18 protein-coding genes are annotated in these 23733 nt (G+C 41.9%); 7 read left to right on the top strand and 11 right to left on the bottom strand.

Features of this window, described 5'->3' with window-relative positions; translation table 11 throughout:
* Window positions 1-150: 150 nt before the first annotated feature.
* The 6 genes from HFD85_RS03595 to HFD85_RS03570 all read right to left on the bottom strand — a co-directional run bounded on the left by HFD85_RS03595 (window position 151) and on the right by HFD85_RS03570 (window position 9748).
* Window positions 151-1566, bottom strand: coding sequence for an ATP-binding protein (locus HFD85_RS03595; protein ID WP_167605234.1), 1416 nt, complete (start codon window positions 1564-1566; stop codon window positions 151-153).
* A gap of 3 nt (window positions 1567-1569) precedes the next feature.
* Window positions 1570-1962 carry a DUF7793 family protein gene (locus HFD85_RS03590; RefSeq protein ID WP_167605233.1) on the bottom strand — a complete coding sequence of 131 codons (393 nt, stop codon included), beginning with the start codon at window positions 1960-1962 and terminating at the stop codon, window positions 1570-1572.
* A gap of 369 nt (window positions 1963-2331) precedes the next feature.
* The gene (locus HFD85_RS03585) at window positions 2332-2727 is read right to left on the bottom strand and encodes a DUF7793 family protein (protein ID WP_167605232.1); all 396 of its coding nucleotides are present in this window, start codon (window positions 2725-2727) and stop codon (window positions 2332-2334) included.
* A gap of 325 nt (window positions 2728-3052) precedes the next feature.
* A complete protein-coding gene (locus HFD85_RS03580; protein WP_167605231.1) occupies window positions 3053-5251 on the bottom strand; it encodes an alpha-galactosidase in 2199 nt (732 codons plus the stop codon).
* A 120-nt stretch (window positions 5252-5371) separates the two neighbouring features.
* Window positions 5372-7738 carry an ammonia-forming cytochrome c nitrite reductase subunit c552 gene (locus HFD85_RS03575; protein WP_167605230.1) on the bottom strand — a complete coding sequence of 789 codons (2367 nt, stop codon included), beginning with the start codon at window positions 7736-7738 and terminating at the stop codon, window positions 5372-5374.
* A 96-nt stretch (window positions 7739-7834) separates the two neighbouring features.
* Complete coding sequence (locus HFD85_RS03570) at window positions 7835-9748, bottom strand: sulfatase family protein (protein WP_167605229.1); 1914 nt, start codon at window positions 9746-9748, stop codon at window positions 7835-7837.
* Between the two features lie 173 nt (window positions 9749-9921).
* Here HFD85_RS03570 and HFD85_RS03565 point away from each other — a divergent pair, with 173 nt between their 5' ends.
* Window positions 9922-11130 carry an NAD(P)-dependent oxidoreductase gene (locus tag HFD85_RS03565; protein ID WP_167605228.1) on the top strand — a complete coding sequence of 403 codons (1209 nt, stop codon included), beginning with the start codon at window positions 9922-9924 and terminating at the stop codon, window positions 11128-11130.
* A gap of 56 nt (window positions 11131-11186) precedes the next feature.
* On the opposite strand, the gene HFD85_RS03560 is transcribed toward HFD85_RS03565, so the two are convergent.
* Window positions 11187-11822, bottom strand: coding sequence for a hypothetical protein (locus tag HFD85_RS03560; protein ID WP_167605227.1), 636 nt, complete (start codon window positions 11820-11822; stop codon window positions 11187-11189).
* A gap of 152 nt (window positions 11823-11974) precedes the next feature.
* Window positions 11975-14029, bottom strand: a complete 2055-nt coding sequence (gene htpG / locus HFD85_RS03555; RefSeq protein ID WP_167605226.1) for a molecular chaperone HtpG — start codon at window positions 14027-14029, stop codon at window positions 11975-11977.
* Between the two features lie 56 nt (window positions 14030-14085).
* Between htpG and HFD85_RS03550 the strand changes: the two genes are divergently transcribed.
* The 3 genes from HFD85_RS03550 (at window position 14086) to HFD85_RS03540 (ending at window position 17195) form a co-directional block, all read left to right on the top strand.
* Window positions 14086-14436: a hypothetical protein gene (locus HFD85_RS03550; RefSeq protein WP_206081849.1), complete on the top strand. Its 351-nt coding sequence runs from the start codon at window positions 14086-14088 to the stop codon at window positions 14434-14436.
* A 428-nt stretch (window positions 14437-14864) separates the two neighbouring features.
* Complete coding sequence (locus tag HFD85_RS03545) at window positions 14865-16334, top strand: aminotransferase class V-fold PLP-dependent enzyme (RefSeq protein ID WP_167605225.1); 1470 nt, start codon at window positions 14865-14867, stop codon at window positions 16332-16334.
* Window positions 16335-16424: 90 nt separating this feature from the next.
* Window positions 16425-17195 (top strand): patatin-like phospholipase family protein, encoded by a 771-nt coding sequence (locus HFD85_RS03540; protein ID WP_167605224.1) that lies wholly within the window; start codon window positions 16425-16427, stop codon window positions 17193-17195.
* Between the two features lie 33 nt (window positions 17196-17228).
* Here HFD85_RS03540 and HFD85_RS03535 read toward each other — a convergent pair whose 3' ends face one another.
* On the bottom strand, window positions 17229-17612 hold the full coding sequence (locus tag HFD85_RS03535; RefSeq protein WP_167605223.1) for a co-chaperone GroES: 384 nt from the start codon (window positions 17610-17612) through the stop codon (window positions 17229-17231).
* Window positions 17613-17967: 355 nt separating this feature from the next.
* On the opposite strand from HFD85_RS03535, the gene HFD85_RS03530 reads away from it, so the two are divergent.
* Complete coding sequence (locus tag HFD85_RS03530; RefSeq protein ID WP_167605222.1) at window positions 17968-18486, top strand: hypothetical protein; 519 nt, start codon at window positions 17968-17970, stop codon at window positions 18484-18486.
* Window positions 18487-18569: 83 nt separating this feature from the next.
* Here HFD85_RS03530 and map read toward each other — a convergent pair whose 3' ends face one another.
* Window positions 18570-19370 (bottom strand): type I methionyl aminopeptidase, encoded by an 801-nt coding sequence (gene map, locus HFD85_RS03525; RefSeq protein WP_277345444.1) that lies wholly within the window; start codon window positions 19368-19370, stop codon window positions 18570-18572.
* A gap of 138 nt (window positions 19371-19508) precedes the next feature.
* On the opposite strand from map, the gene HFD85_RS03520 reads away from it, so the two are divergent.
* Complete coding sequence (locus HFD85_RS03520) at window positions 19509-20243, top strand: acyl-[acyl-carrier-protein] thioesterase (RefSeq protein ID WP_167605220.1); 735 nt, start codon at window positions 19509-19511, stop codon at window positions 20241-20243.
* A 235-nt stretch (window positions 20244-20478) separates the two neighbouring features.
* Window positions 20479-22614, top strand: a complete 2136-nt coding sequence (locus HFD85_RS03515; RefSeq protein WP_167605219.1) for a glycoside hydrolase family 97 protein — start codon at window positions 20479-20481, stop codon at window positions 22612-22614.
* 56 nt (window positions 22615-22670) lie between these two features.
* On the opposite strand, the gene miaA is transcribed toward HFD85_RS03515, so the two are convergent.
* Window positions 22671-23588, bottom strand: coding sequence for a tRNA (adenosine(37)-N6)-dimethylallyltransferase MiaA (miaA, locus tag HFD85_RS03510; RefSeq protein ID WP_167605218.1), 918 nt, complete (start codon window positions 23586-23588; stop codon window positions 22671-22673).
* Between the last annotated feature and the right edge of the window lie 145 nt (window positions 23589-23733).

The following is a 23733-nucleotide window of genomic DNA, read 5'->3' as shown; positions in this document are numbered from 1 at the left end:
AGTGAAATTATTTAAACCCCAAAAAGGCTGGCATCCTGGATTATCATCAGAACAACCAGTTAAAATGAATTTGAAACTTCATTTTTTCTGACCATTGTGCTAAGCGATAAAATTGAACAAATAATGATGAAACTATGTGTATCAACTTTGCTATTTCTCAACGTTAGAGCTCTTGTATTTTAAACACCGTGTGCAACCTCTTTCCATATAATTCTGCACCGTTTTCAGTAATAAATCCATTTTAACGGGCTTTCCCAGGTAATCATTACAACCAATTGCTTTAAGGTGCTCTTTATCTCCTTCCATGCAATAGGCCGTTTGGGCAATAATGGGTATTTCTGTATTTGTTTTCCGGATAATTTTAACGGCTTCATCTCCACGCATTCTCGGCAGAGAAATGTCCATTAGAATAAGGCAGAGATCCGGATTATCCATAAACATATCTACAGCTTCCTGCCCGTCGCGCGCAACAAGAATATTATTCGACAGCCCCTGTAGTGCGATTTTCAGGAAGTATCCCGAAACGGGATCATCTTCAACGACAAGGATCTTTTTGCCGGCACAATCAATAGTTGCAACGTCAGTTTTATCTACCTGTCTAACTGCCTGATACATTTTGCTATCTTCAGTCACAGGCACATCGAAATAGAAAACAGAACCTTCTCCTTCGACACTTTCCACCCAGATTTTTCCGTCAAGAATTTCAACATAAGCTTTACTGATTGCCAGGCCAAGACCGGTACCTTCAATGGCATCCATATCGGCTTTTTTGCTTCTCGTAAAGCGATCAAAAATTAGTGCCTGATCCTCTTTTGAAATACCAATACCGGTATCGCGGACATAGAATTCTAATTTCGTTTGGCCATCGTTTTGCCTGATAGCATAGCCAAACTCAACCTGTCCTGTTTTGGTATATTTAATCGCGTTATTTACTAGGTTAATAAGCACTGCATTTAACTTCTGACCATCGGTTTCCAATACCGAATTCTCATCCGGTAAACCTTTGTGCAGAGAAAGCTTTAGTTCTTTTTGTTTAGCACGGGGTTTAAAAAATTTGTATTGTTGTTCCAGTAAATCGTTAATGTTAACCGTGCTGATATTTTTTGTAACAAGCTTCGATTCGATCCTCGAAATATCAACAATGTCGTTAATAATATCCAGCATACGATTTCCGCTCTTTTCGATGAGCCCGATAAACTCCAACTTCTTTTCTTCAGGCAGGACATGACTTTTCAGGAGATCGGCAAAACCAAGAATCCCGTTCATCGGGGTGCGTATCTCGTGGCTCATATTTGCCAGAAATGCCATTTTCAGGCGCTCGCTTTCTTCGGCCTTTAATTTTGCTTCCTCGAGTTCTTTGTTTAAGAGTTTAATTTGCTCGTTTTCCTTATCTGTTTCTTCCTTCAGTTTCAGGTCGTCGATCATCATATTAATCCCCATGGCCAGGGCATCAATATGATCATATTTATCCGTAACCGGGACCTGCACAGAAAAATCGCCACGTGCAACTTTAATGATCGCCTCAGTTATTGCTTCTATCCTATCCTGGTTAATTTTGTTCGTCATTAATTACTGATCTTCTCCTTCTAATATCCAAGCAAGTGCATCCTTCTCATTTCTAAACAAACGCATATTTACCCCGCCGTAAGTGCCAATCACAAAATTTGCAATCACCCTTGCAACCGGATTCATTCCGAAAGTTGCAACCTTATTTGTACTTGCATCGTTGCTAATTTCCTTCCAAATCTCTCTGGCAGCAGGATCGTTTTTTCCGCAGTTGGTTAAATCTACCAGGTAACTGCATTTCCCATCCATTTTACCGGCTTGTGCGAGGCAGAAATTCTTTATTTCCAACGCCAATTCAACGGGAAAATCTCCATGCGTGACAATATGTATAATATTGCCCTCACGAATCGTATAGGTATTGTTACCTATATGATATTGAGAAATTTCTCTATTCATAATAAAATCTCGAATGTCTCGTCCTTTTCCTTCTGTATTGACAGCAAAAATAATTTATTCCCTCATTTCACCAAACTAACCCAACCAGAATAAGACACTTAGGTGTTTAATTTAATATTTAAAATTCAAACCTGATAAGCTTCTTCAAACCTTTTAACTTGAGTTATCATTAAGAAAATATGGAATAGAAATGAAGTCACATTAAAATTAAAAGAGCGCAGTTCAAGCAATCATTACGTGGATTTTAAAAAATTTTTAGTGGCGATTACAAGGAAATTTTACCAATACAAACAGGTTAAAACCGATCTTAAATTTATATAGTTATCCCGTAATGCGCGGGTTTAAAATATTCGTTGCACCTGCCTCTAATTAATCCTTATCTTCTTCCTTCAACCACTTTAAGGCATCTTTTTCATGTTTAAAAAAGCGAATATTTTTTCCTTCGTATGTACCAATTACAAAATTCGCAATCACCCTTGAAACCGGGTTCATTCCAAAAGTTGCCACCTTATTTGTTCTGACATCACGACTAAGTTCTTTCCAAACTTTCCTTGCAGCGGCATCATTTTTTCCGCACTTATTTAAATCGATCAGGTAATGGTGCATCCCTTCAATTTGATTAGCGAGCTCACTGCATTTCTCCTTCACCTTCAACGCAAATTCATGGCTCTGGTACCCTACGACGACAACATGTATAACATTGCCTTCACGAATATACATCGTGTCGCCACCAACCTGATATTTGGTAACCTCTGTTTCCTTCATTAAATCCGAATGTTGTGTCTTCTTCCTTCTGTATTGTCCGCAAAAATAATGTATTCCACCAATCGGGCAAACTAACTCGCCAGAAACAAGACACTTAGGACTTTAATTTAATACGGGAAGATCAAATTTGCCTACATACTTCAAATTACTTAAAAGTAAAAAAGCATTCATCCGAACAGATGTCTTGCCGACTGAAAAGCAGAAGGTACGCCAATCTTTTAAAAAAGAAAAAGGCTGAAGCTGCTTGTCAAAAAAAACAACTTAAGCCTTTATTATTCAAACAGAATTGTAATTATCAATATTAAACAGACTTAATAATCGGGTATTAATCTTCTACTTCGTTCACTTCCAGAACTACACTCATATTCCATTTATTGATGTTCGGATTAAAACCCACTTTCATCAGGAAATCTCCCGAATAGGTTTTTTCTGAATCAATCCGCGATCTGTTTCCGGGATAAACATTCAGCTCTTTTACCGTGTATTTTTTAGTTGCGTCGAGGCCTGCAAATTTAACAGGCAACATCGATGCGGTTTGCATGTAGCGAAAGTTCACCAGGTAGTTGAACACCACTGCACGGCTTTTATCGTTGTTGACATACATCAGTGCTGCAAAATTATTTTCATATGGATTTACCAATCGGAACAGGTCGCCGTGCCAAACTATGTTTTTAAACGAATTGTAATTCTGAACAGCTTCCTGTGCAAACTGCAGGTCTTTTTCACTGAGTTCGTGCGCCACAATATCAAAACCAAGCTTGCCCATGCTGGCTACATCCACACGGTATTTTAGCGGAAGGTTGCTCCAGTCGGTAACGTGGCAATCGGTAACAATCGACGGAAAGAAATAGGAATAATTCCACTGCATAAACACGCGTTCCAGCGGATCGGTGTCGTCGCTTGGCCAAAACTCGGTGAAATATTTAAAGAGCTCGTAATCGCCACGGCCACCGCCACCCGAACACATCATGATCGGAACATCGGGATATTTCTCCCGAACACGTTCCATCACTTTGTACAAGCCTTTGGTATATTCGATGTACAAATGCGTTTGCGGAATATTTTTCTTTTCGAGATAGGCAGAATGCGCATTGTAGATCACCGAGTTGCAATCCCACTTAATAAACGCCAGTTCCGGACTATCGGTAAACAACTTGTCGACGATGCCGAATACAAAATCCTGTACTTCGGGATTCGACAGATCGAGCACCAGCTGGTTTCTGAAATATTTCTCGGGGCGTTCGGGTTGACGAATCACCCAGTCAATATGATTCTCGTACAATTCACTTTTCGGATTCACCATTTCAGGCTCAATCCAGATGCCGAACTTGATCCCTTCTTTTGTTGCCTCTGATACCAAATGACCGATACCGTTCGGAAGCTTAGCTTTGTTTTCCTGCCAGTCACCCAAGCCGGCGCGATCAGAATTTCGCGGATATTTATTGGCAAACCAGCCGTCGTCGAGCAGAAACAGATCAACACCCAAACTCTTGGCATCTTTAAAAAGAGCGGTGATCTTATTTTCATCAAAATCGAAATAAGTAGCTTCCCAGTTATTCAGCAAAGTCAAACGTTCGCCGTTGCCATCCAGTACACGGTAATCTCTTGCCCAACTGTGCAGGTTACGGCTGGCTTCACCCGTTCCCTTGTGCGAAACCACATACACCAGCGAAGGCGTTTTAAAGCTTTCTCCGGGCTGTAAAGTATATTCCGATGCGAATGGATTTATACCGGCATTAAAACGCAGGTTATCGTGCGAATCGATCTCAAAATCGTAACGAAAATTGGAACTCCAGGCCAACTGTCCCAAAACAACAGTTCCTGTATTTTCGGCTGCTTTGCTATCAAACGAAAGAATAAAGTTGGGCGATTGCAAAAGGTGAGCGCGTGTCCCGAGTTTGCTATCGATCGATTTGATCCCGCGGGTGAGATTCTCCTCGTTCCGTTGCATTTCCTTCGCCCACTCGTTTCCATAGGTGGTCAGGTAAAAATCGTTTCCGGTAAAAAACAGGTTGGCCGAGGCAAATTTTTTCAGAACAACTGCCTTCTTCTGGTTGTGCTCAATTTCGGTCCACTGCTCAATCACATTCTCAGCCGTCCATGCTTTGTAAAAAAGCTTTACGTTGAAATGATATTGCGCGTCTTCAAGGTTGATCACCGTAAGCGTTGCATTGTCATCGGTCTTTTCCTGCGTATGACTCACATATTTCAATTCGAGCGACGTATTTCCATCAGATTGCACTACCTCAATGGCCGGTTCAACCAGGTTCCATGTTCCGGATGTGGTGTAGGTGGCGTTGTAAATTCCGGCATTGTTATCCCGGAAATTAAAGCGATCAGCTACTTCCTTGTATTCAGCCTCGTTCTGAAGCGGTTCGCCAAAATACACCGTATTCAGGCGTCCTTCACGCGATGTTTGAAGCAACATCAGGTTATCTTTTGTGGAAATCGGGATGATTACATCCTGGGCTTGCAGGCCTGCAAAAAAAAGTGCGCAGACCAGCATGAGCAATAATCTCTTCATAGTATTAGATTTGTTAGTTTCTGATACACGAAGATAGCAAAGAATGCCTCTATTAAAAAGCATACTAACTACTAAAAGAAGAATTGATAATGCAATTCTTAACTATCGAAAACATGTTGATTACATACTTTGTTGGAGCGCTGTAATTACCTGTTGCAAAGCGGCTTTATTCTGCTCGCCAATTCCTTCAAGTTTTAAAGCATCCTGATACAATTTGAGGGCCATGTTCCGGTTTCCGTCGCGCAGATAAATATCGGCCAAAAACTGCCGGGCATCCAGATAAAGCGGATGCGAATCAATAACCTTGTTAAGGGTGTTGATGGCCTTTGTTTTTTGTCCGTTTTGCACCTGGTAAAAAGCAAGTGTATACGCATATTCCGGATTGTCGGGGCGGGCTTTTAGCGCCAGCTCGGCATATTTTACGGCACCTGCAAAATCACCTTTCTGACCCACAATAACACTTAAGTTTTTCGCGGCTACCGGCTGATCATCAGGATTAGCTTCGAGTGCGGCTTTCAAAGCTTTTTCCGCCTCATTCATTCTTCCCTGCTCGGCCAGCAAAAGTCCCAGGTTCAAATTAGCGGCTTCATTACCAGGTTCATAATCCAACACTTTTTTCAGGTTTTCCTCTGCTTTTTCAGGGTTACCAATATACGAATACAACACACTGCTGTTTATCAGCGGCAACACTGATTCGGGATACAGTCGGGCGGCAGTTTCATAGGCACCCAACGCAGCCTGTGCATCACCTTTATTCTGATGGTAAAGTCCCAGGTTATAATGGTTGCTCCAGTTATCCGGCCGCGATGTCATCGAAGTTACATATTCCTTCTCGGCACCTGCAATAATGGTTTTCTGCTCGGCGGTAAAATCATCTTCCGGAAAGGTTAAAATAGCATTTGCTGCCTGTATGCGTACCAAACGAATATCATCCTGGCAAGCCTTTAAAAGGGCTTCTTTTACCGTGTCCGTTAGAATTCCACCTAAAGCATAAGCTGCCGACGAGCGCACCAGTTCCGATTTGTTGTTCAGTGCATCAATCAACACCTCCGCTTTCGATGCATCGGGATAATTATTCAGCAGGCGAATCATAGAGTTTGCCACCACGTCGTCGGTTTCCGGATTACGAACAAGCGCGAACATTTTATCTACATTCTTCCATTCCGATTCACGGGCTTCTTTGATGAGTTGCGCCCATCTCAATGTTTCTTCCTGGTAGTTGCCATTAGGACGCGCTTTAACGATTTTATTGGCCCACTCGGGCGATTTATCTTTGTGGCATTGATTGCAGGCATTAGGCGAACCAAATTTAATGGTGGCCTCAGGCATTGGCGGTCGAAAAGAGTGATCACTTCGCAGGAAATGCCCTACAAATTCGCGCTTTGGCATGTGGCAACTCAAACAGGTTAATCCTGCTGAAGCCGGATGCCCGGTATGTTCTGCCAAATCATCATTGCGTTTACCATGGCATTTCAAACAGGCTTGGTTTGGATCGTCCTTAAAACGATCGCGACCGCTGGAAGTATGGCAGGAAACACAATGCAATTCGCTGTTTTCGGCACAGGCATTTAACATCCAGCCTGTGAGCGTATAATTTTCTCCCAAATCTCGTCCGTCGGGATAAAAATCGCGATCCTCGAGGGTAGTCAGGTTATAATTATCAAAAAACTTATCGCCGGGCATGTAACTAGGTGTAATCGGCTGCATTTTTGAATGACAGGTTGAACAGGCATCGTTATCTTGTTGCTGCGTAAACACCGAAGTGCTAATCAATCCCAGCTTCGGAGCTTTCTCTCCTTCCTTCAGATTCTTATAAATCCGTACGTGTTCACCGGCCGGCCCGTGACAGGTTTCGCAATTAATCCCCGGCTCTTTCCAGGTAGTGTGGTAGGTATCGGTTTCCAAATCGAAGTTGGTGCTCAACTGGCTGATGTGACAGCTGTAACATCCGGTATTAAAAGCGAACTGGTCATCTTTCCAGGGCAAGGCCTCATCGTCGGGATATTCGGTTCCAAAATGACGCACACCGGCCTCGGGATAATTGAACCACTTTTTCGCGTTGGCATCGTAGGCCAGCGGAATATTCTGGAGCCGCCCTTTTTCGAAAGGCGTTAGAAAACAATAGACGTTGTGTCCGCCCATAGCCCAGATCACTTCGTAAGTTGCGACTAAATCATCGCCGTTTCGTTCATACATCACCATGGTTGAATCTTTAAATTCAACCTGAAACATATTTCCTTCAACATAAATCGGCTTGCTATCCGGCAGTTGATGCTTTGCCATGAATTCAGCATTAACGGGCATCATGGCCTGTGCATGATACGATGGCGACCACAAGTCGTAGAAACGTTGGTGGCATTCAATACAACTTTGCGACCCCATAAAATCGGAGTCGGCCATTGTGTTGTTACTCCGTTGCTTACACGAGAATAAACTCGCAATGATTCCCAGCACCAATACCCATTTTATTGAATTCAATTTCCTCACAGCTTATTGATTTAATGGAACAAAGATTGCAAAATATTGAATAAGAATAAATCTATTTTAGCCCCACCCGTTTTCATTGTTCGCCATCTTAGCATCTCAATTTGTCTCATCAGCAAGCATATCCCACTTTAATAGCAGTGTTTTTGCAATTCTTTGGTCGTAATTTTCAACCATTGTCGCCTGCTGATCCGGTTTCATGAAATACACTTTTTCAACCTGACTTTTCAGAAAAGGTGAAGATGCATTTACTGCATCAACACTGTTTAATGCAAAACATCGGTCGAGGGAGGAGTAGGTTATCGTGTCGGCCAATATTCGTTCGTAGCTCGAAATGGCCAGATCCTGATAATTCATCCGGAACAGTGTTTCCGCTGCAAGAGTGGCTACCGCACTTGATGAATCAGTTACAGCCACTTTTAAAGCATTTACGGCCGAAGCAGCTTTGTCGCGGTGAATCAACAGACCGACAGCTCCCCAATAGCGAATTGCGCGGTTTTCGTTTTGCAAATTCCGAATAAAATATTCGATGTCCGTATCAGGAATTGTTGCCTGCTGAGCCGCCTCAAGCAATTCCTCAAACGGGCAATCTTCCGATCGCATGTAATCGTAAAGCGCACCTTGCCCGGCAAAATACTGGTAATCCATTTCCGGAATCAATCCAACATCGCGGGTTTCACGCATCCATTCTGTTTCAGCCTTTCGCATGCGTTCCAATACTTCGGCATACTCAGGATTTTCTGCCAGGTTATTGATTTCCCAGGGATCATTCTCTGTATCGTACAATTCTTCAAGTGGCTTTTCCAGAAAAGCGAGGCTCTGAATCTGATTGGTTTTGCCGGCTTTAAATGCATCTTCCCAGGCTTGCGCCGAGGAAGCTCTGAAAAGGTAATCGAGATGCTGCATCGTAATTCGAAACGGCATGTAATTCCGAATATACCGGTACTTGTTATCCCTGACGGCCCGCACCATATCAAAACGTTCATCCATCCGTTGCCGGGTCATAAAAGCATATTCAGGATTTTTGGTTTTCTGTTCTCCCAGAAAAGCATTTCCCTGAAGGTGATCAGGAGTTTCAACACCTATAATACTCAAAAAAGTTGGCAGCAGATCGACAAAACTGACAATGCGCTCAACCGGTTCTCCCGGATTTTTAGCCGGGAATAACTTCTGGTACTTCTCAGGAATTCGAATTATGAAAGGCACGCGGGTTCCGGTTTCGTATACGTAACGTTTGCTTCGCGCCAAAACCCCGCCATGATCGCCATAATAAATCACAATGGTGTTTTCTGCTTCGCCGCTTTCTTCCAGTTCCTTCAGTATTTGTCCGATCTCGGCATCCATTTGTTCGTTCCGATCGTAATACTGCGCCCAATCGTGTCGAATTTCAGGCAGATCGGGATGGTAAGGAGCAATCTCAACTTTCGCCGGATCGTGTTTCAGTTCAGCTGTTGGAATCTGCTTGTGTATCTGACTTTCGTGTGTTGTAAAGTTGCTGAATACCGCAAAAAAAGGTTGGCCAGGTTGCCGGTTGTTATAGGTGGCGGTCCGGCTGCATTCGTCCCAAATGGCATTCCAGTCGCCGGCATAATTGTAGTCGGTTTTTACGTTGTTGGTGCAGTAGTAACCGGCTTCACGAAAATATTCGGGGTAGGTTTTAACAATCTCTGACTTGGCGTACTTACTACGCATTTGTTCGCTCCCGTTTGAAGCGGCATAAACACCGGTTAAAATTGTGTTACGCGCGGGAGCACAAACCGGACAATTAGCAAAAGCCCGGGTGTACATAAATCCCTCGGCGGCCAGTTTATCAAGGTTGGGCGTAGTTGCCATTTCGTTTCCGTAGCAGCCCAAAAAATAAGCGCTGTTATCTTCCGAAGTAATCATTAAAATGTTTGGTTTGTCTGTTGGTTTGCCCGACTCTGTTTTGCATGAAGGATTTATAAATGCAATCAAAAAAAGAAGGATAATGAAACTGGTACGCTTTGACTGCAGCGGAATTCGATTTATCATTTTAGTTTAGTTTTAGGTTTATAAATGCTCTCATTTAACCCGGTACAAATTTCGCTGTCGCGAGTAAATGGCTGGCCAAATAATATTGTGTAAATTAGCAGAAATATTTTATCCGTGGAAATAACTTATGCACGGAATTCACATCAACAGACAGTTTTAAACATAAAGTTAAAATGAAGATAGGTATTCTGAGAGAAGGAAAGACCCCTCCTGACAAGCGCGTGCCCTTAACACCCGAACAATGCCTTGAGGTTATGCGAACGTTTCCGGGAGTGAAGGTCGTTGTTCAACCCAGCCCGATACGAAGTTTTAAAGACAGCGAATATGCTGAACTTGGAATCACACTTCAGGAAGATCTTAGTGATTGTGACGTATTGCTTGGTGTTAAAGAGGTTCGGATTGAAGACTTTATCCCCGGGAAAATATATTTCTTTTTCTCGCATACCATAAAAAAACAGGAATACAACCGTAAGCTACTACAAACGGTTTTGGCTAAAAACATTCAACTGGTCGATTACGAAGTGCTTACAAACAAGGAAGGATTCCGGATAATTGGTTTTGGGCGATTTGCCGGATTGGTAGGCGCTTATAACGGACTTCGGGCTTTTGGGCTGAAAAACGAACTTTTCGAATTGAAACCGGCACATCAGTGTGCCGATCTCGCTGAAATGCTGGGACACCTTAAGAAAACTAACCTGCCACCCGTAAAAATAGCTGTTACAGGCGACGGACGTGTAGCAGGTGGTGTACTCGAAATTCTGAAACACATGAATATTATGCGGGTGACCCCCGAAGGTTTTCTGAATGAAGTAGAACCGGAGTCACCAATTTATGTCCAGCTGCTACCCAACAATTACGCCAAAAGAAGTGATGGAGAAGCCTTCGATTTGATGCACTTTTTTAATCATCCGGAAATGTATGAGAATGCATTTCAGCCTTTCGCAAAAGCCACTGATTTGTTGATTGCCTCAGCATACTGGGATCCGAAAGCACCGGTATTGTTCACTGCTGAAGAAATGAAGGATCCGGATTTCAGGATCAGTGTAATTTCGGACATTACCTGCGATATTGAAGGTTCGATTCCATCCACAAAAAAGGCTTCTACTATCGACGATCCGTTTTACGACTACAACCTGCAGACCGGAGAATTGGAAGAAGCTTTTTCAAATCCAAATAACCTTTCGGTTCAGGCGGTGGATAACCTACCGTGCGAGCTACCAAAAGATGCCTCACTTGATTTTGGCCGAAACCTGATCGAAAAGGTTTTCCCTAGCTTGTTTATCGAAGACAGCGATGCAGTTATTGAACGGGCAAGTATTACAAAAGCCGGCAAACTAACCGAGCGCTTTGCTTATTTACAGGATTTTGCTGACGGAAAATAACAGACTCAACTGAAGCCTTGTCTGCCTGAATACCTCGAGCTTTTATGCAATAAAAGTTACTTAGGGGCTTTGATTATTCCTGTATTCGTGAGTGTTTTCACCAATAAAGAGGCATATTCTTTGGCGCCTGCATAAAACGATTCGGGCTCGGTGAGTGTTGACTGGCCCGACCATAAAGCAGCTTCTGCTGCTCCTGAAATTTTGGCATCAAACAATTTGGTTTCCAAAACATAAGTTGTCTCTACCCGCACATCATCGGGAGCATAATCAAACTGAATACCGTTATTTATATAGCTTCTGTAATTGCTTACTTCGGAGCGATATCCATCGGGGTTACTAAGAGTAATCTGTTTGGTTTGCACATCTGCGAGCCAGGCAACTAAAATACCATCGTAATTTTCTTTTCTAACGTTTTCTTCAATCTGCTCGTCGCTTAAATTCCCGTTTCTTAAAGATTCAGGAAGCACGTTTGTACTGTTGGTTGCCGTAATTCCTTTCTTCTTTAGTTCCTGTACAACGGCATCTTCAAAAACCTGTCCTGCCTTTGTATTGTGTTTGGTGATGGCAACTACCAAAATCTTTTCAAATGCTTTCCCCTTATAATTCTCTTTTGTCCAGATCTTTGTCATTGTTGGCGAACACGACATTAAAGCGATTAGGACAGCGATTGCTAGCAATTTTGTTATTTTCATAAAGTAAATTTATTACGAAAAAATTATAAAAGGAATAAAACAAGAAAAAAAACTAAGCCAAAAATTCAGGCAAAAAAGAACGCCGATCTGTCAATCGACAGGCCGGCGTTACAATCATTTTCCCTTGACCACTAATCGTGTTACACGATTTTTTATTTTATCAGCTCAACGCTTCTTTTTACAAACTTGTCGAGGTCGGCTCCTTTAAGCATGCCGTTAGCCAGTAATGCCAGGTCAACCATTTGTTTGGCCAGTTTATTCGATTTACCAAAATCGGTCAACTTTTCGCGTTTAGCCTCTTCCAGTTTAGCCAACTCCGAATTTAATCCATCAAGTTTTTCTTTGTCGGCTTGTGGAATTTCCTCGTCTTTTTTACCCTCTTTTGCTTTTTCAAGCGCTGCAATCTCATCTTTTTTTACCTGTAACTGTGTACCTACTTCTTCCAGTTTTTTACCCAGTTTCTTATCTTTTGCATCCAACACTTTCTTCACCAGGGGGTGCGATGTGTTCACGACCAGGTTTAACGATTCGGGCAGATCGCCATAAATATTCATGCCTCCCTGTGCAGCACTCATATCTTTCATGCGTCGCATAAATTCGTTGCGGGTGATTACCATCGGCGAACCCGTTTCACCCAGGTCCTGGAAATCAACAATAAACTGAAGGTCTTTATTTTCAGGACAAACAGCCTGGAAAACCGGCGACAATTCCTGTTTTTGCTCCCAGCTCCATTCTTCTTTTTGGTTGTCCTCCTTTTTAATCAGGTTTTCAACCACATCAGAGTCCACACGCACAAAACGCTTGTCGGTATATTTCTGCTCGAACTTGTTAATCAGGTGAGGGGCGAGTACATCGTCAAGGATCAACACATCGTAGCCTTTGTTTTTGGCTTCTTCCACAAAGGTAAATTGCTCTTCAACATTTGTGGTGTACAGATAAATCGTGTTCTTATCCTTGTCAGTCTGGTTGTCTTTAACCAGCTTTTCGTATTCTTCCCAGGTAAAATATTTTCCTTCCGTATTTTTCAATAGGAAGAAACTCATGGCGCGATCGTAGAATTTATCCTCTGTAAGCATTCCGTACTCGATGAAGATCTTCAGATCGTCCCATTTACTTTCGAAATCTTCGCGGTTATCCTTAAAGATCTGGCTTAAACGGTCGGCCACTTTTTTATTGATGTGGCTGCTGATCTTCTTCACATTCGAATCGCTTTGCAGGTACGAACGTGAAACGTTCAGCGGAATATCAGGCGAATCGATCACACCGTGCAGCAATGTCAAAAATTCAGGAACGATACCTTCAACTGAATCGGTTACAAAAACCTGATTGCTGTATAACTGGATTTTATTTTTCTGAACTTCGAAATTGTTCTTGATTTTCGGGAAGTACAAAATACCGGTTAGATTGAACGGATAGTCCACATTCAGGTGAATGTTGAACAGTGGCTCATCTGACATCGGGTACAACTGACGGTAGAAGTTCTTGTAATCTTCATCCTTCAGATCGGCCGGAGTTTTTGTCCAGGCCGGTGCAACATCGTTTATCTGGTTGTCCTCAGCAGTGTCAACTTGCTGGCCATCTTTCCATTCTTTTTTCTTTCCGTAAATAACCGGAACAGGAAGGAATTTACAATATTTATTCAGGATTTCAGAAATGCGGGCATCTTCCAGAAAACCCTTTTCTTCTTCCATCACGTGCATTACGATATCGGTACCAACGTCTTCTTTTTCAACCTCATCGAGCGTAAATTCAGGACTACCGTCGCAGCTCCATTTTACTGCTTTTGCATCTTCTTTATACGATTTGGTGATGACTTCAACCCTGTTGGAAACCATGAACGAACTGTAGAAACCAAGTCCGAAATGACCGATAATGGCGTTGGCATCATCCTTATATTTATCGAGGAACTCGTTGGCACCTGAAAAGGCAATCTGGTTAATGTATTTTTCAACCTCTTCGGCTGTCATACCGATACCGTTATCAGAAACGGTGATGGTACCGGCATCCTTATCAAGTTTCACGGTAACCTTGGCATCGCCAACTTCGCCTTTATACTCGCCTTTCGAAGCCAGTGTTTTTAATTTTTGTGTAGCATCAACAGCGTTTGATACAATCTCTCTTAAAAAAATGTCGTGGTCAGAATAGAGAAACTTTTTGATGATTGGAAAAAGATTCTCACTGCTTACTCCAATTTTTCCTGTCTGCATTGTTTTATGATTTTAATTTTCAACTCAATTTTACGCGGGGCATAAAATCAAACCGTGTGCCATTTGGTTTTAATGACGATTTGACAGCAGGACAACTTTGTACTCCGACAGAATGGTCTGTTCTGATTTTTCTTATTCCGCTTTTTGTTATAATTTTGATGAAAACAATGGTTATGAATATTCAGGCTGAAAAGTTAAGTTTAATTGAGTGGATATCTACCCTGAAAGATACGTCGGTAATCGATAAACTACTAAAATTGAGGGATGATTACACATCAACGAACGATTGGTGGAATGAATTGAAACAAGAAGAGTTAGATTCGATTGAACGGGGATTAAAAGATTTTGAAGAAGGACAAACTCAATCCGACCAAACTGCCCGTCAACTCTATGAAAAATACCTATAAACTGATCTGGTCCAACGAAGCAATTCAAAACTTAAAACATATTCTTGAATATCTTGAGCTCAATTGGACATAAAGAGAAATTCGGAAATTCGCACGACTGCTTGATAAGAAACTTAATTTAATAGAATCCAATCCCTTTATTTTTGCTGAATCAATTCATTCGAAGGGATTAAAGAAATCTGTAATAACGAAGCAAACGAGCCTATTTTACAGAATTGAGCATTACGAAATCAGAATCATTACCTTGTTCGACAACAGGCAAAATCCAGCCAAGTTAAATAAGAAATAGAACAGATTCCCTCAGAATTAACCGCTGTAAATATTTTTCCTGGAAAGTGAATGTAACCTTAGTCACGGTCTTTTTATGACATTACCCCTTTTTCAACTCACCCAAAGTCACTTAATTTGCGTCTTCAAGATAAAAGAGAATGAGTAGTCTGGAAAAGTACTTCGAGAAATTCAGGAATAACATTGTTGGTATCGATCAGGAGTTTGAAACTCCCTTCGGCACAAAAAAGATCGTATACGGCGACTGGATTGCCAGCGGTCGTTTATATGGCCCGATTGAAAAACGCTTAAGCGACGACATAGGCCCGTTTGTTGGAAATACACATACCGAAACCAGCGAAACAGGGATACGAATGACACATGCTTATCACCGTTCACATCAGCTGATAAAAGAACATGTAAATGCCGGGCCAAACGACGTGATTATTACAGCAGGTTTTGGTATGACTGCGGTGATAAATAAATTCCAGCGTATTCTCGGACTGAAGTACTGCGGTAAAGTTTCGGGGAAAAACTGTATTGCCGAACGCGAACGCCCTGTTGTTTTTATTACCCACATGGAACACCACTCGAACCAGACTTCGTGGTACGAAACAAGCGCCGATGTAGTGGTTATTGAACCCGGTGAAGGGTTGCTGATTAACACTTACAACCTCAGAAAAGCGCTGGAGGAATACAAGGACCGACCATTCAAAATAGGATCTTTCACGGCTTGCTCAAATGTAACCGGAGTGCGCACGCCTTATCGCGAAATGGCCAAAATAATGCACGAATACGGTGGTGTTTGTTTTATTGATTTTGCAGCTTCGGCTCCTTACGACGAAATTGACATGCATCCTGAAGATCCGATGGAAAAACTGGACGCCGTAATGTTTTCACCACACAAGTTTTTAGGTGGCCCGGGTTCTTCGGGTGTGATCGTTTTCGATGCTTCGATGTATAAAAACGAAGTTCCTGATCAACCGGGCGGTGGTACCGTTGACTGGACCAATCCCTGGGGAAAATACAAATATGTTGACGATATTGAAGCCCGCGAAGATGGAGGTACTCCCGGATTCATGCAATCGATAAGAACTGCACTTTGCTTTGAGTTAAAAGACCAAATGGGGATAGAAAACATTCGTAAACGCGAAGAAGAATTGCTGGAGCGCGCCTTTGCTGGGCTGGATAAAATATCGGGACTGAATATTCTGGCCGATAATGTTCGCGACCGTTTGGGGGTAATTTCTTTTTATGTTGAAGGTATACATTACAATCTTCTGGTGCGTTTGCTGAACGACAAATACGGTATCCAAACACGTGGCGGTTGTGCCTGTGCCGGAACTTATGGCCATTTTCTGCTGGAAGTATCGTATGAGCAATCGGAGGAAATAACCAATATGATCAACCTTGGCGATTTGTCGGAAAAACCGGGTTGGGTGCGTTGGTCACTCCACCCTACCATGACTGATGCAGAGGTTGACCTGATGATTGAGGCACTAAATGATATTGTTGCCAACATTGATGTGTACCGCGAAGATTACGAACATGTAATGCGTAAAAACGATTTCCAGCATAAAAAACAAGGAAGCGACAACGATCTTATGCAAAAATGGTTTAGCCTGGACTAACAGAACAGATAACATTCTGACATTGCACTGAGCATTATTTATTAGCCCCGAATGTTCGTATCTTTATCTGCGAACATTAACTTTGCTCGCATGACACACAAGTATAAATACGGACTTGTTTTAAGTGGAGGTGGCACGCGTGGATTTGCCCACCTTGGTGTTATTTCGGCACTGCAGGAGTTAGGCATCCAGCCCGATGTGATCTCCGGAGTTAGTGCCGGTGCTATTGTTGGTGCATTTATAGCCGCAGGAATTTCGCCACACGATGTGCTTAACATCTTCAAAAAAGGTTGGTTTTTCCAGTATACCAAAATTCATTTGCCGGTTGACGGCCTGCTGAAATTAGATGGTGTTAAAGAAATTATTGAAAAAGAAATTGCGATCAAAAAAATTGAAGACCTGAAAATTCCTTTTCATATATGTGTGTCAAACTTAAATAAAGGTACAGCTGAATATAAGAATAAAGGCCCATTGGGAGATACGGTACTGGCTTCTGCTTCTATACCTATTATATTCGCTCCTGTTTCGCTCGGGCGCTATTTATATGTCGATGGCGGACTCATGGATAATATTCCCGTGGAACCGATTCAAAAAGATTGTGAAAACCTGATTGTATCAAATATCAGCCCGATCAATCCGAAAGCGAATCTGAAAAACCTGGTGCAAATTGCCACCCGGACAGTGTATATGAGTGTGAATGTGAAAAGTGAACGGGTAAAAGAACTGGCTACCTATTATATCGAGCCGAAAGGAATTGACAAGTATGACATATTAATGCGAAAACATGCCGATGAGTTGTACGAACTTGGTTACAAAAACACCATGGACGTTTTCAAAAAGAAAGCTATCTCAATTTCATGAAATAGCTACCGGCATTTTCATAATCTTCAGCTTTTAATCAAATAAATTTTCGTCGCGAATGATCATCAGAATAGCCGAGTGTGGCAAAATGATGTATTTTTCGTTATTGAATTCGATTTCGTGACCACTTTTATTAAGATAAATGGCCAGGTCGCCAATGTGTGTTTGTAAAGGCACATATTTCACTTCATCTTTCTTTTCCTTCCACACCTCTTCCTCATCGCTTACGGCCGGAATTGGATAACCCGGTCCGACTTTTACGATGTAACCGCTTTGAATCATTTCATTTTCCTGAACGGTTGGCGGAAGGTACAGGCCCGATTTTGTTTTTCCGCTCGGATTTTTTGGCTTCACTAATACCCGATCGCCAACCATTATGAACTTCTCCAGATCTTTTTCTTCAATTACTAACGACATATTTTCCTCTGTTAATGCTGCAAATATAGAATTTTAGATATAAAGTTTAAAAATATTCCATTCTAATCACATTTTCTTCTTATCTCATTTACAGTATTTTATCTAATTTTTCGAAAAATAATTTCAAAAAATACACTACTATGTATTGCATGGTATTAGTTTTTATTCATATATTTGCAATACAATGTTCAAGGCTAAATAAAGTAATATCTAAAAAAAAGTTCTAAAAATTTGTAACGAATTAAAAAATCGATCGTCTTAAAGACAGAAACAAAAAACAAGCAAACGAGAAAACAAACAAAAAGCAAGAAAACAAGCAAGCAAAAACAAAAACAAGAAACGGGAGGCAAAAGTCATGAAAACAAAAAACAATGTTCAGAAAACAATCACAAAAGCATTCGCAGTAATCATCAGTTTAGTTCTTATCAGCATCACAGTTCAGGCCCAGGAATTTTGGAAAAGCGTATTGAAAAACAATAGCTTCCACCAAATTGCAATGGCCATGGTTGACGAAGCCAGTGTTGAAATGGATGTTGCACCTGCAACAACAGAAGCTACCTTTTACTACGAAGAAGAAGCTGATGAAGCGCTTAATGTTGAAGACTGGATGGTAAACGAAAACTACTTTGGGACAGGTTTAAACTATGAAACCGAAACTGAAAATAGTCTGGAATTGGAAGATTGGATGGTAAATGAAAATCTTTTCACCGGATTAACAGGATTAAATGTAGAAACCGAAGCCGCACTCGAACTCGAAGACTGGATGACCAATACTAACTACTTTGGAGTTCGCACCGTTGAAGTTGAAATCGAACATGAAGCCGCACTTCAATTGGATACCTGGATGACCAGTTCAAAAACCTGGAGAATTTAAGACGAATAATATCCTATGTTAAAGCCGCTACTCGTCCGTTGGATGGGTGGCGGTTTTTCTTTGTAAAAATCTGATCAGAATTTTTAGGTGATCGGGTAGTCGTTGTGTATGTCGGTAAGTACTTCGTAACCCGTTTGAGTTACCAGGATAGTATGTTCAAACTGCGCAGAAAGCCGTTTATCGATTGTTCTGGCTGTCCAGCCATCATTTCTGTCGATCACTGCTTTTGGTTTTCCCTGGTTGATCATGGGTTCGATGGTAAAAATCATTCCCGGACGCATCTCGGGGCCTGAATTCCTGCGTGAGGCATGATCCACCTGGGGTTCTTCGTGAAAATCAACCCCTACACCATGTCCGCAAAATTCATAGACAACGCTATAACCTTTCGCTTTGGCATAGCGGTTAATTACAAATCCAATATTTCCGAATCGGTTGCCCGGTTTTACCTGCTCAATACCAAGGTCGAGACAATGCAAGGTGGTTTCTATCAGGCGATCTGCCTCTTCGGTAATCTCTCCTACCGTAAACATTCGCGAAGTATCGCCATAATAACCATCAAGTATCGTTGTTACATCGATATTCAAAATATCGCCTTCTTTTAAAACAGTAGTTTTAGAAGGAATACCGTGGCAAATTACGTCGTTAAGCGAAATACAGCTCGATTTTGGATAACCGTTGTAACCTTTGGTTGCCGAAATGGCTCCATGGGAACGAACAAATTCATCAATTTTGTCGTCGATAAATTCAGTATTTACACCCGGGCGCACAAACTGTTCAGCAAAATCGAGTGCCTGCGCAGCCAGTTTCGAACTTTTTCTGATTCCGTCGATCTGTTCCGGTGTTTTAATTACAATCTTTCCCATAAACTTTAATTCTTCGCGCAAAATTGAACATTTGTGAGCGATTTTCAAAACCGAACAATAAATTTGCTAAAAAGTTTAAAAAAGCTGGAAGTGTGAAGTTGGAAGCACGAAGAAAATGCAACATCCACAAACAAGTATCTAATTTCAAGCATCAGGAAAATGAATATACATCGCCAGGAACTCACTACAAAATCGTATTTCGTTAATCGCTTTGGCAAACTTTCAACCTCGTACCTTTTTTGGCAAATTCAGGACATCGCATGGGAACACGCCGAGATGCTGGGTGTTGGTTTCGATAACCTGAAGAAAGATGAACAATTTTGGGTGCTTTCGCGCATGCTTATTAAAATTGACCGCCGACCGGTTTGGGGCGAAAAATTTACAATAGAAACCTGGCCGGCAGGGTCGGATGGTTTTCTGGCACACCGCGACATTCGTTTTATCGATGAAAAAGGCGAACAAATCATTAAGGCTACCACCAGCTGGCTGATCCTCGACATGAAAACCAAGCGTATTTTGCGCTTCGAGGATTTCAGGGATTTTCCTTTTCATGATGAACGTGTTTTTGAAGGATTTGCCGGCAAAGTTCAACCTGCAAAATCAGATGAAATTTCGGTATTCTCCCCCGTTCTTTTTAACGAGATTGATGTAAACCAGCATTTTAATTCAGGCCGCTACCTCGAACGCATTATCGATAGTTACGATTTCGCATTTCATGAAGCATTTGAACTAAAAGAACTGGAGATCAATTTTGTAAAGGAAGGTGTGCCTGAAGACAATCTTTCAATAAAAAAACAGATCTTCGATAAAAATAACCATATTTGCAGCGTTGTTCGCGAAAGCGATGGGGCCGATCTGATCAGGGCCCGTTTGGTTTGGGATTCTCGTAAATAAACTGCATTAAGCACTTCGTGAACAAAGACTATTTGCAACACTACTCATAAGGCAAATAATTTACAGAACATAAAAAAAATGAAACGGTTTCAAACGTTTGCATTTTCTCAAATGTCTTATCTTAAATTATTTACACAACCATTTGCCTGTAATCATTCGTAAACTATTTCAGGTTGAGCTAAAACTTAAACTGAAGTTTCACGTATCGCATTCAGGCCAATAAAACTTATGTAGTATGAAGCAAATAATCTTGATTTTACTGGCGGTATTTCTGTTCACCACCGCTTTTGCCGAAGAACTGAGTTCACCCAACGGCAAAATGAAACTTACTTTCGACCTTGAAAAGGGCGTTCCAGTTTATCAACTGGCTCTTGACGGACACCCGATAATAAAACCCAGCAAACTGGGACTGGAATTAAAAGATGCTGATGATTTAATGACCGGCTTTTCTATCGAAAACACCCTAACTACGACGTTCGACGAAACCTGGAAACCGGTCTGGGGAGAGAGTAGCACCATTCGAAACCATTACAATGAACTCGAGCTAACCTTAAAACAGGCTTCCACACAACGAGAAATGATCCTGCGCTTCCGTGTGTTCGACGACGGACTTGGTTTTCGTTACGAATTTCCCGAACAAAACAACCTGATTTATTTTGTTGTTAAGGCCGAACACAGCCAATTTGCCATGGCCGGCGACCACACCGCTTACTGGATTCCGGGAGACTACGACACGCAGGAATATGACTACACGACTTCGAAACTTTCAGAAATCAGAGCTTTGATGGAAAGCGCCATTACACCCAACGCTTCGCAAACACCAATTTCGGAAACCGCTGTTCAAACTGCACTGATGATGAAAACCGACGATGGTTACTACATCAACCTTCATGAAGCTGCATTAAAAGATTATTCGTGTATGCATCTTGAACTGGATGATAAAAACATGATATTCGAATCGGTTTTAACACCCGATGCCCTTGGAAATATGGCGTACTTGCAGGCTCCCTGCTCCACGCCCTGGCGAACCATTATTGCAGGTAAAAATGCCGGAGACATTTTACTTTCGAACATCACCTTAAATTTGAACGAACCGTGCGCATACGAAAACACCGATTGGATTAAACCTGTAAAATATGTTGGTGTTTGGTGGGAAATGATCACAGGTAAGAGTACGTGGTCCTACACGAATCTCCCGAGCGTGAAACTGGGCGAAACGGATTATTCCAAAACAACGCCGAACGGTACACATGCAGCAAACACCAAACATGTAAAAGAATACATCGATTTTGCCGCCCAACATGGTTTTGATGCCGTTTTAGTGGAAGGATGGAACGAAGGTTGGGAAGACTGGTTCGGTAAATCAAAAGACTATGTTTTTGATTTTGTAACGCCCTACCCCGATTTTGATGTAGACGAGCTTCAGGCTTACGCCAAAAGTAAAAATGTAAAGTTGATGATGCACCACGAAACTTCAGGTTCGGTTCGCAATTACGAGCGTCACCTTGATACAGCTTACCAGTTTATGGTTGACCACAGCTACAATTCGGTAAAAAGCGGGTATGTTGGCGACATTATTCCTCGTGGTGAATACCATTACGGACAATGGATGGTAAACCACTACCTCTACGCTTTGAAAAAAGCTGGTGATTACAAAATCATGGTGAACGCACATGAAGCGGTTCGCCCCACAGGTTTGTGCCGGACTTATCCCAACCTGATCGGGAACGAGTCGGCACGTGGAACGGAATACGAAGCCTTTGGCGGAAATCATCCAGACCACACCACCATCTTGCCGTTTACCCGGTTGCTTGGTGGTCCGATGGATTACACACCCGGTATTTTCGAGCCCGATGTTAGCCAGTACAATCCGAACAACAATTCGCATGTTAATACTACCATTGCACGTCAGCTTGCCTTGTATGTTACCATGTACAGTCCGCTGCAAATGGCCGCCGATCTTCCTGAAACCTACAACAAACACATCGATGCTTTTCAGTTTATAAAAGATGTCGCGATCGACTGGGACAAAACACTTGTTCTGGAAGCCGAACCCGGCGATTACATTACCTATGCGCGTAAAGCAAAAAACAGCGATAACTGGTTTGTGGGCAGAACGAATGATGAAGAAAAAAGAACTTCGGAGATCAGTTTTGACTTTCTCGATCCGGATGTGAAATACATTGCAACAGTTTATGCTGATGCAAAAGATGCACACTATCTCACAAATCCAAAGGCATATGAAATAAGAAAGTATGTGGTGAACAGCAAATCGAAACTAAAACAGGATTGCGCACCGGGTGGTGGTTATGCCATTAGCATTATAAAAGCTGAAAATAAAGATGAATTAAATGGCTTGAAAAAGCTTTAATCAGGATAATTTAAAGATCTGGTTTTTGTTAGTTTGAACTGATAAAGACCGGATCTTTATGATTTTAATAAACGAATAACCTCCTCCACTTTTTCTTCCATTGGCAAGTGGCCGTTCACCCAGTGAATTTTAGTACCACGTTTTTCCATGCCGCGGAACCAGGTCATCTGACGTTTAGCAAATTGGTGGATGGCAATCTCGAGTTTCGAGAACATTTCGTCGAAACTTAATTCGCCAATCAAGTGTAAAGTCAGGAATTTGTATTCAAGTCCGTAATAAATCAACTGCTCGGGTGTGAGTCCCGAATCAAGCAGCCGCTGAACCTCATCGAGCATTCCTTCGTCCAATCGTTGTTTCAACCGCTTAGTAATTCTTTCGCGACGTATGTTCCTATCGAAATCAATACCAATATTCAGACTTTGAATATTGGGCATCTCCGAATCTTCCTGAGGATGTTCGGCGTAATATTTTTCAATTTCTATGGCACGAATTGCTCGCCGGTCGGTTTCAACATCGGTGTCGTTGTGCAATTCCGGTTTCATTGCTTTCAGAATTTCGGTGAGTTCTTCCAGCGATTTACCTTCCAGTTCTTTTCGAAGTTCTTTGTTTGGCGGCACCTCAATCAACCTGTAATTTTTCAGCACGGCTTCCAGGTACAATCCGCTTCCGCCACACAGAACCGGGAATTTGTTCCGGCCCTGTATTTCTCCAAAAACATTAATAAAGTCGGTTTGAAAGCGGTAAACATTGTAATGAACACCGGCAGCCTCAATATCAACCAGGTGCGACGGAACTTCAACACCATCGACAAAATAATCCCCGTAATCTTTTCCGGTCCCTAAATCCATTCCGCGATAGACCTGGCGTGAATCGGCTGAAATAACTTCGCCATTTATTTTAGCCGCAACATGTGCAGCCAGTCCGGTCTTTCCTGTTGCTGTGGGTCCGAGTATGGTAAGCAGATTGTATTTCAAAGCCGATCAATTTTTCTGCAAAATAAGCAATAAATCATGTCTTCTTCCGTGTTTTTCCGGATTAAAACCCGGATTAATACTTTTTAAAATTTTTAAGTATTTTCTCATATTTTTTAAAATAAATGCAAATTGACTTATATTTGAA

The organism is Maribellus sediminis (assembly GCF_011799805.1).
In the GTDB taxonomy this organism is placed as follows: domain Bacteria; phylum Bacteroidota; class Bacteroidia; order Bacteroidales; family Prolixibacteraceae; genus Draconibacterium; species Draconibacterium sediminis_A.
The sequence above is the reverse complement of the archived record's forward strand: the minus strand, read 5'-3'. Positions and strand labels throughout refer to the sequence as shown.

Coding starts and splice junctions, on each gene's coding strand:
- HFD85_RS03535 (WP_167605223.1), bottom strand. CDS start 17,612: ATGTCGTTAGTAATTGAAGAAAAAGATCTGGAGAAGTTCATAATGGTT.
- HFD85_RS03545 (WP_167605225.1), top strand. CDS start 14,865: ATGAGTAGTCTGGAAAAGTACTTCGAGAAATTCAGGAATAACATTGTT.
- htpG (WP_167605226.1), bottom strand. CDS start 14,029: ATGCAGACAGGAAAAATTGGAGTAAGCAGTGAGAATCTTTTTCCAATC.
- HFD85_RS03530 (WP_167605222.1), top strand. CDS start 17,968: ATGAAAACAAAAAACAATGTTCAGAAAACAATCACAAAAGCATTCGCA.
- HFD85_RS03540 (WP_167605224.1), top strand. CDS start 16,425: ATGACACACAAGTATAAATACGGACTTGTTTTAAGTGGAGGTGGCACG.
- HFD85_RS03560 (WP_167605227.1), bottom strand. CDS start 11,822: ATGAAAATAACAAAATTGCTAGCAATCGCTGTCCTAATCGCTTTAATG.
- HFD85_RS03570 (WP_167605229.1), bottom strand. CDS start 9,748: ATGATAAATCGAATTCCGCTGCAGTCAAAGCGTACCAGTTTCATTATC.
- HFD85_RS03585 (WP_167605232.1), bottom strand. CDS start 2,727: ATGAAGGAAACAGAGGTTACCAAATATCAGGTTGGTGGCGACACGATG.
- HFD85_RS03520 (WP_167605220.1), top strand. CDS start 19,509: ATGAATATACATCGCCAGGAACTCACTACAAAATCGTATTTCGTTAAT.
- HFD85_RS03515 (WP_167605219.1), top strand. CDS start 20,479: ATGAAGCAAATAATCTTGATTTTACTGGCGGTATTTCTGTTCACCACC.
- HFD85_RS03580 (WP_167605231.1), bottom strand. CDS start 5,251: ATGAAGAGATTATTGCTCATGCTGGTCTGCGCACTTTTTTTTGCAGGC.
- HFD85_RS03595 (WP_167605234.1), bottom strand. CDS start 1,566: ATGACGAACAAAATTAACCAGGATAGGATAGAAGCAATAACTGAGGCG.
- HFD85_RS03590 (WP_167605233.1), bottom strand. CDS start 1,962: ATGAATAGAGAAATTTCTCAATATCATATAGGTAACAATACCTATACG.
- HFD85_RS03565 (WP_167605228.1), top strand. CDS start 9,922: ATGAAGATAGGTATTCTGAGAGAAGGAAAGACCCCTCCTGACAAGCGC.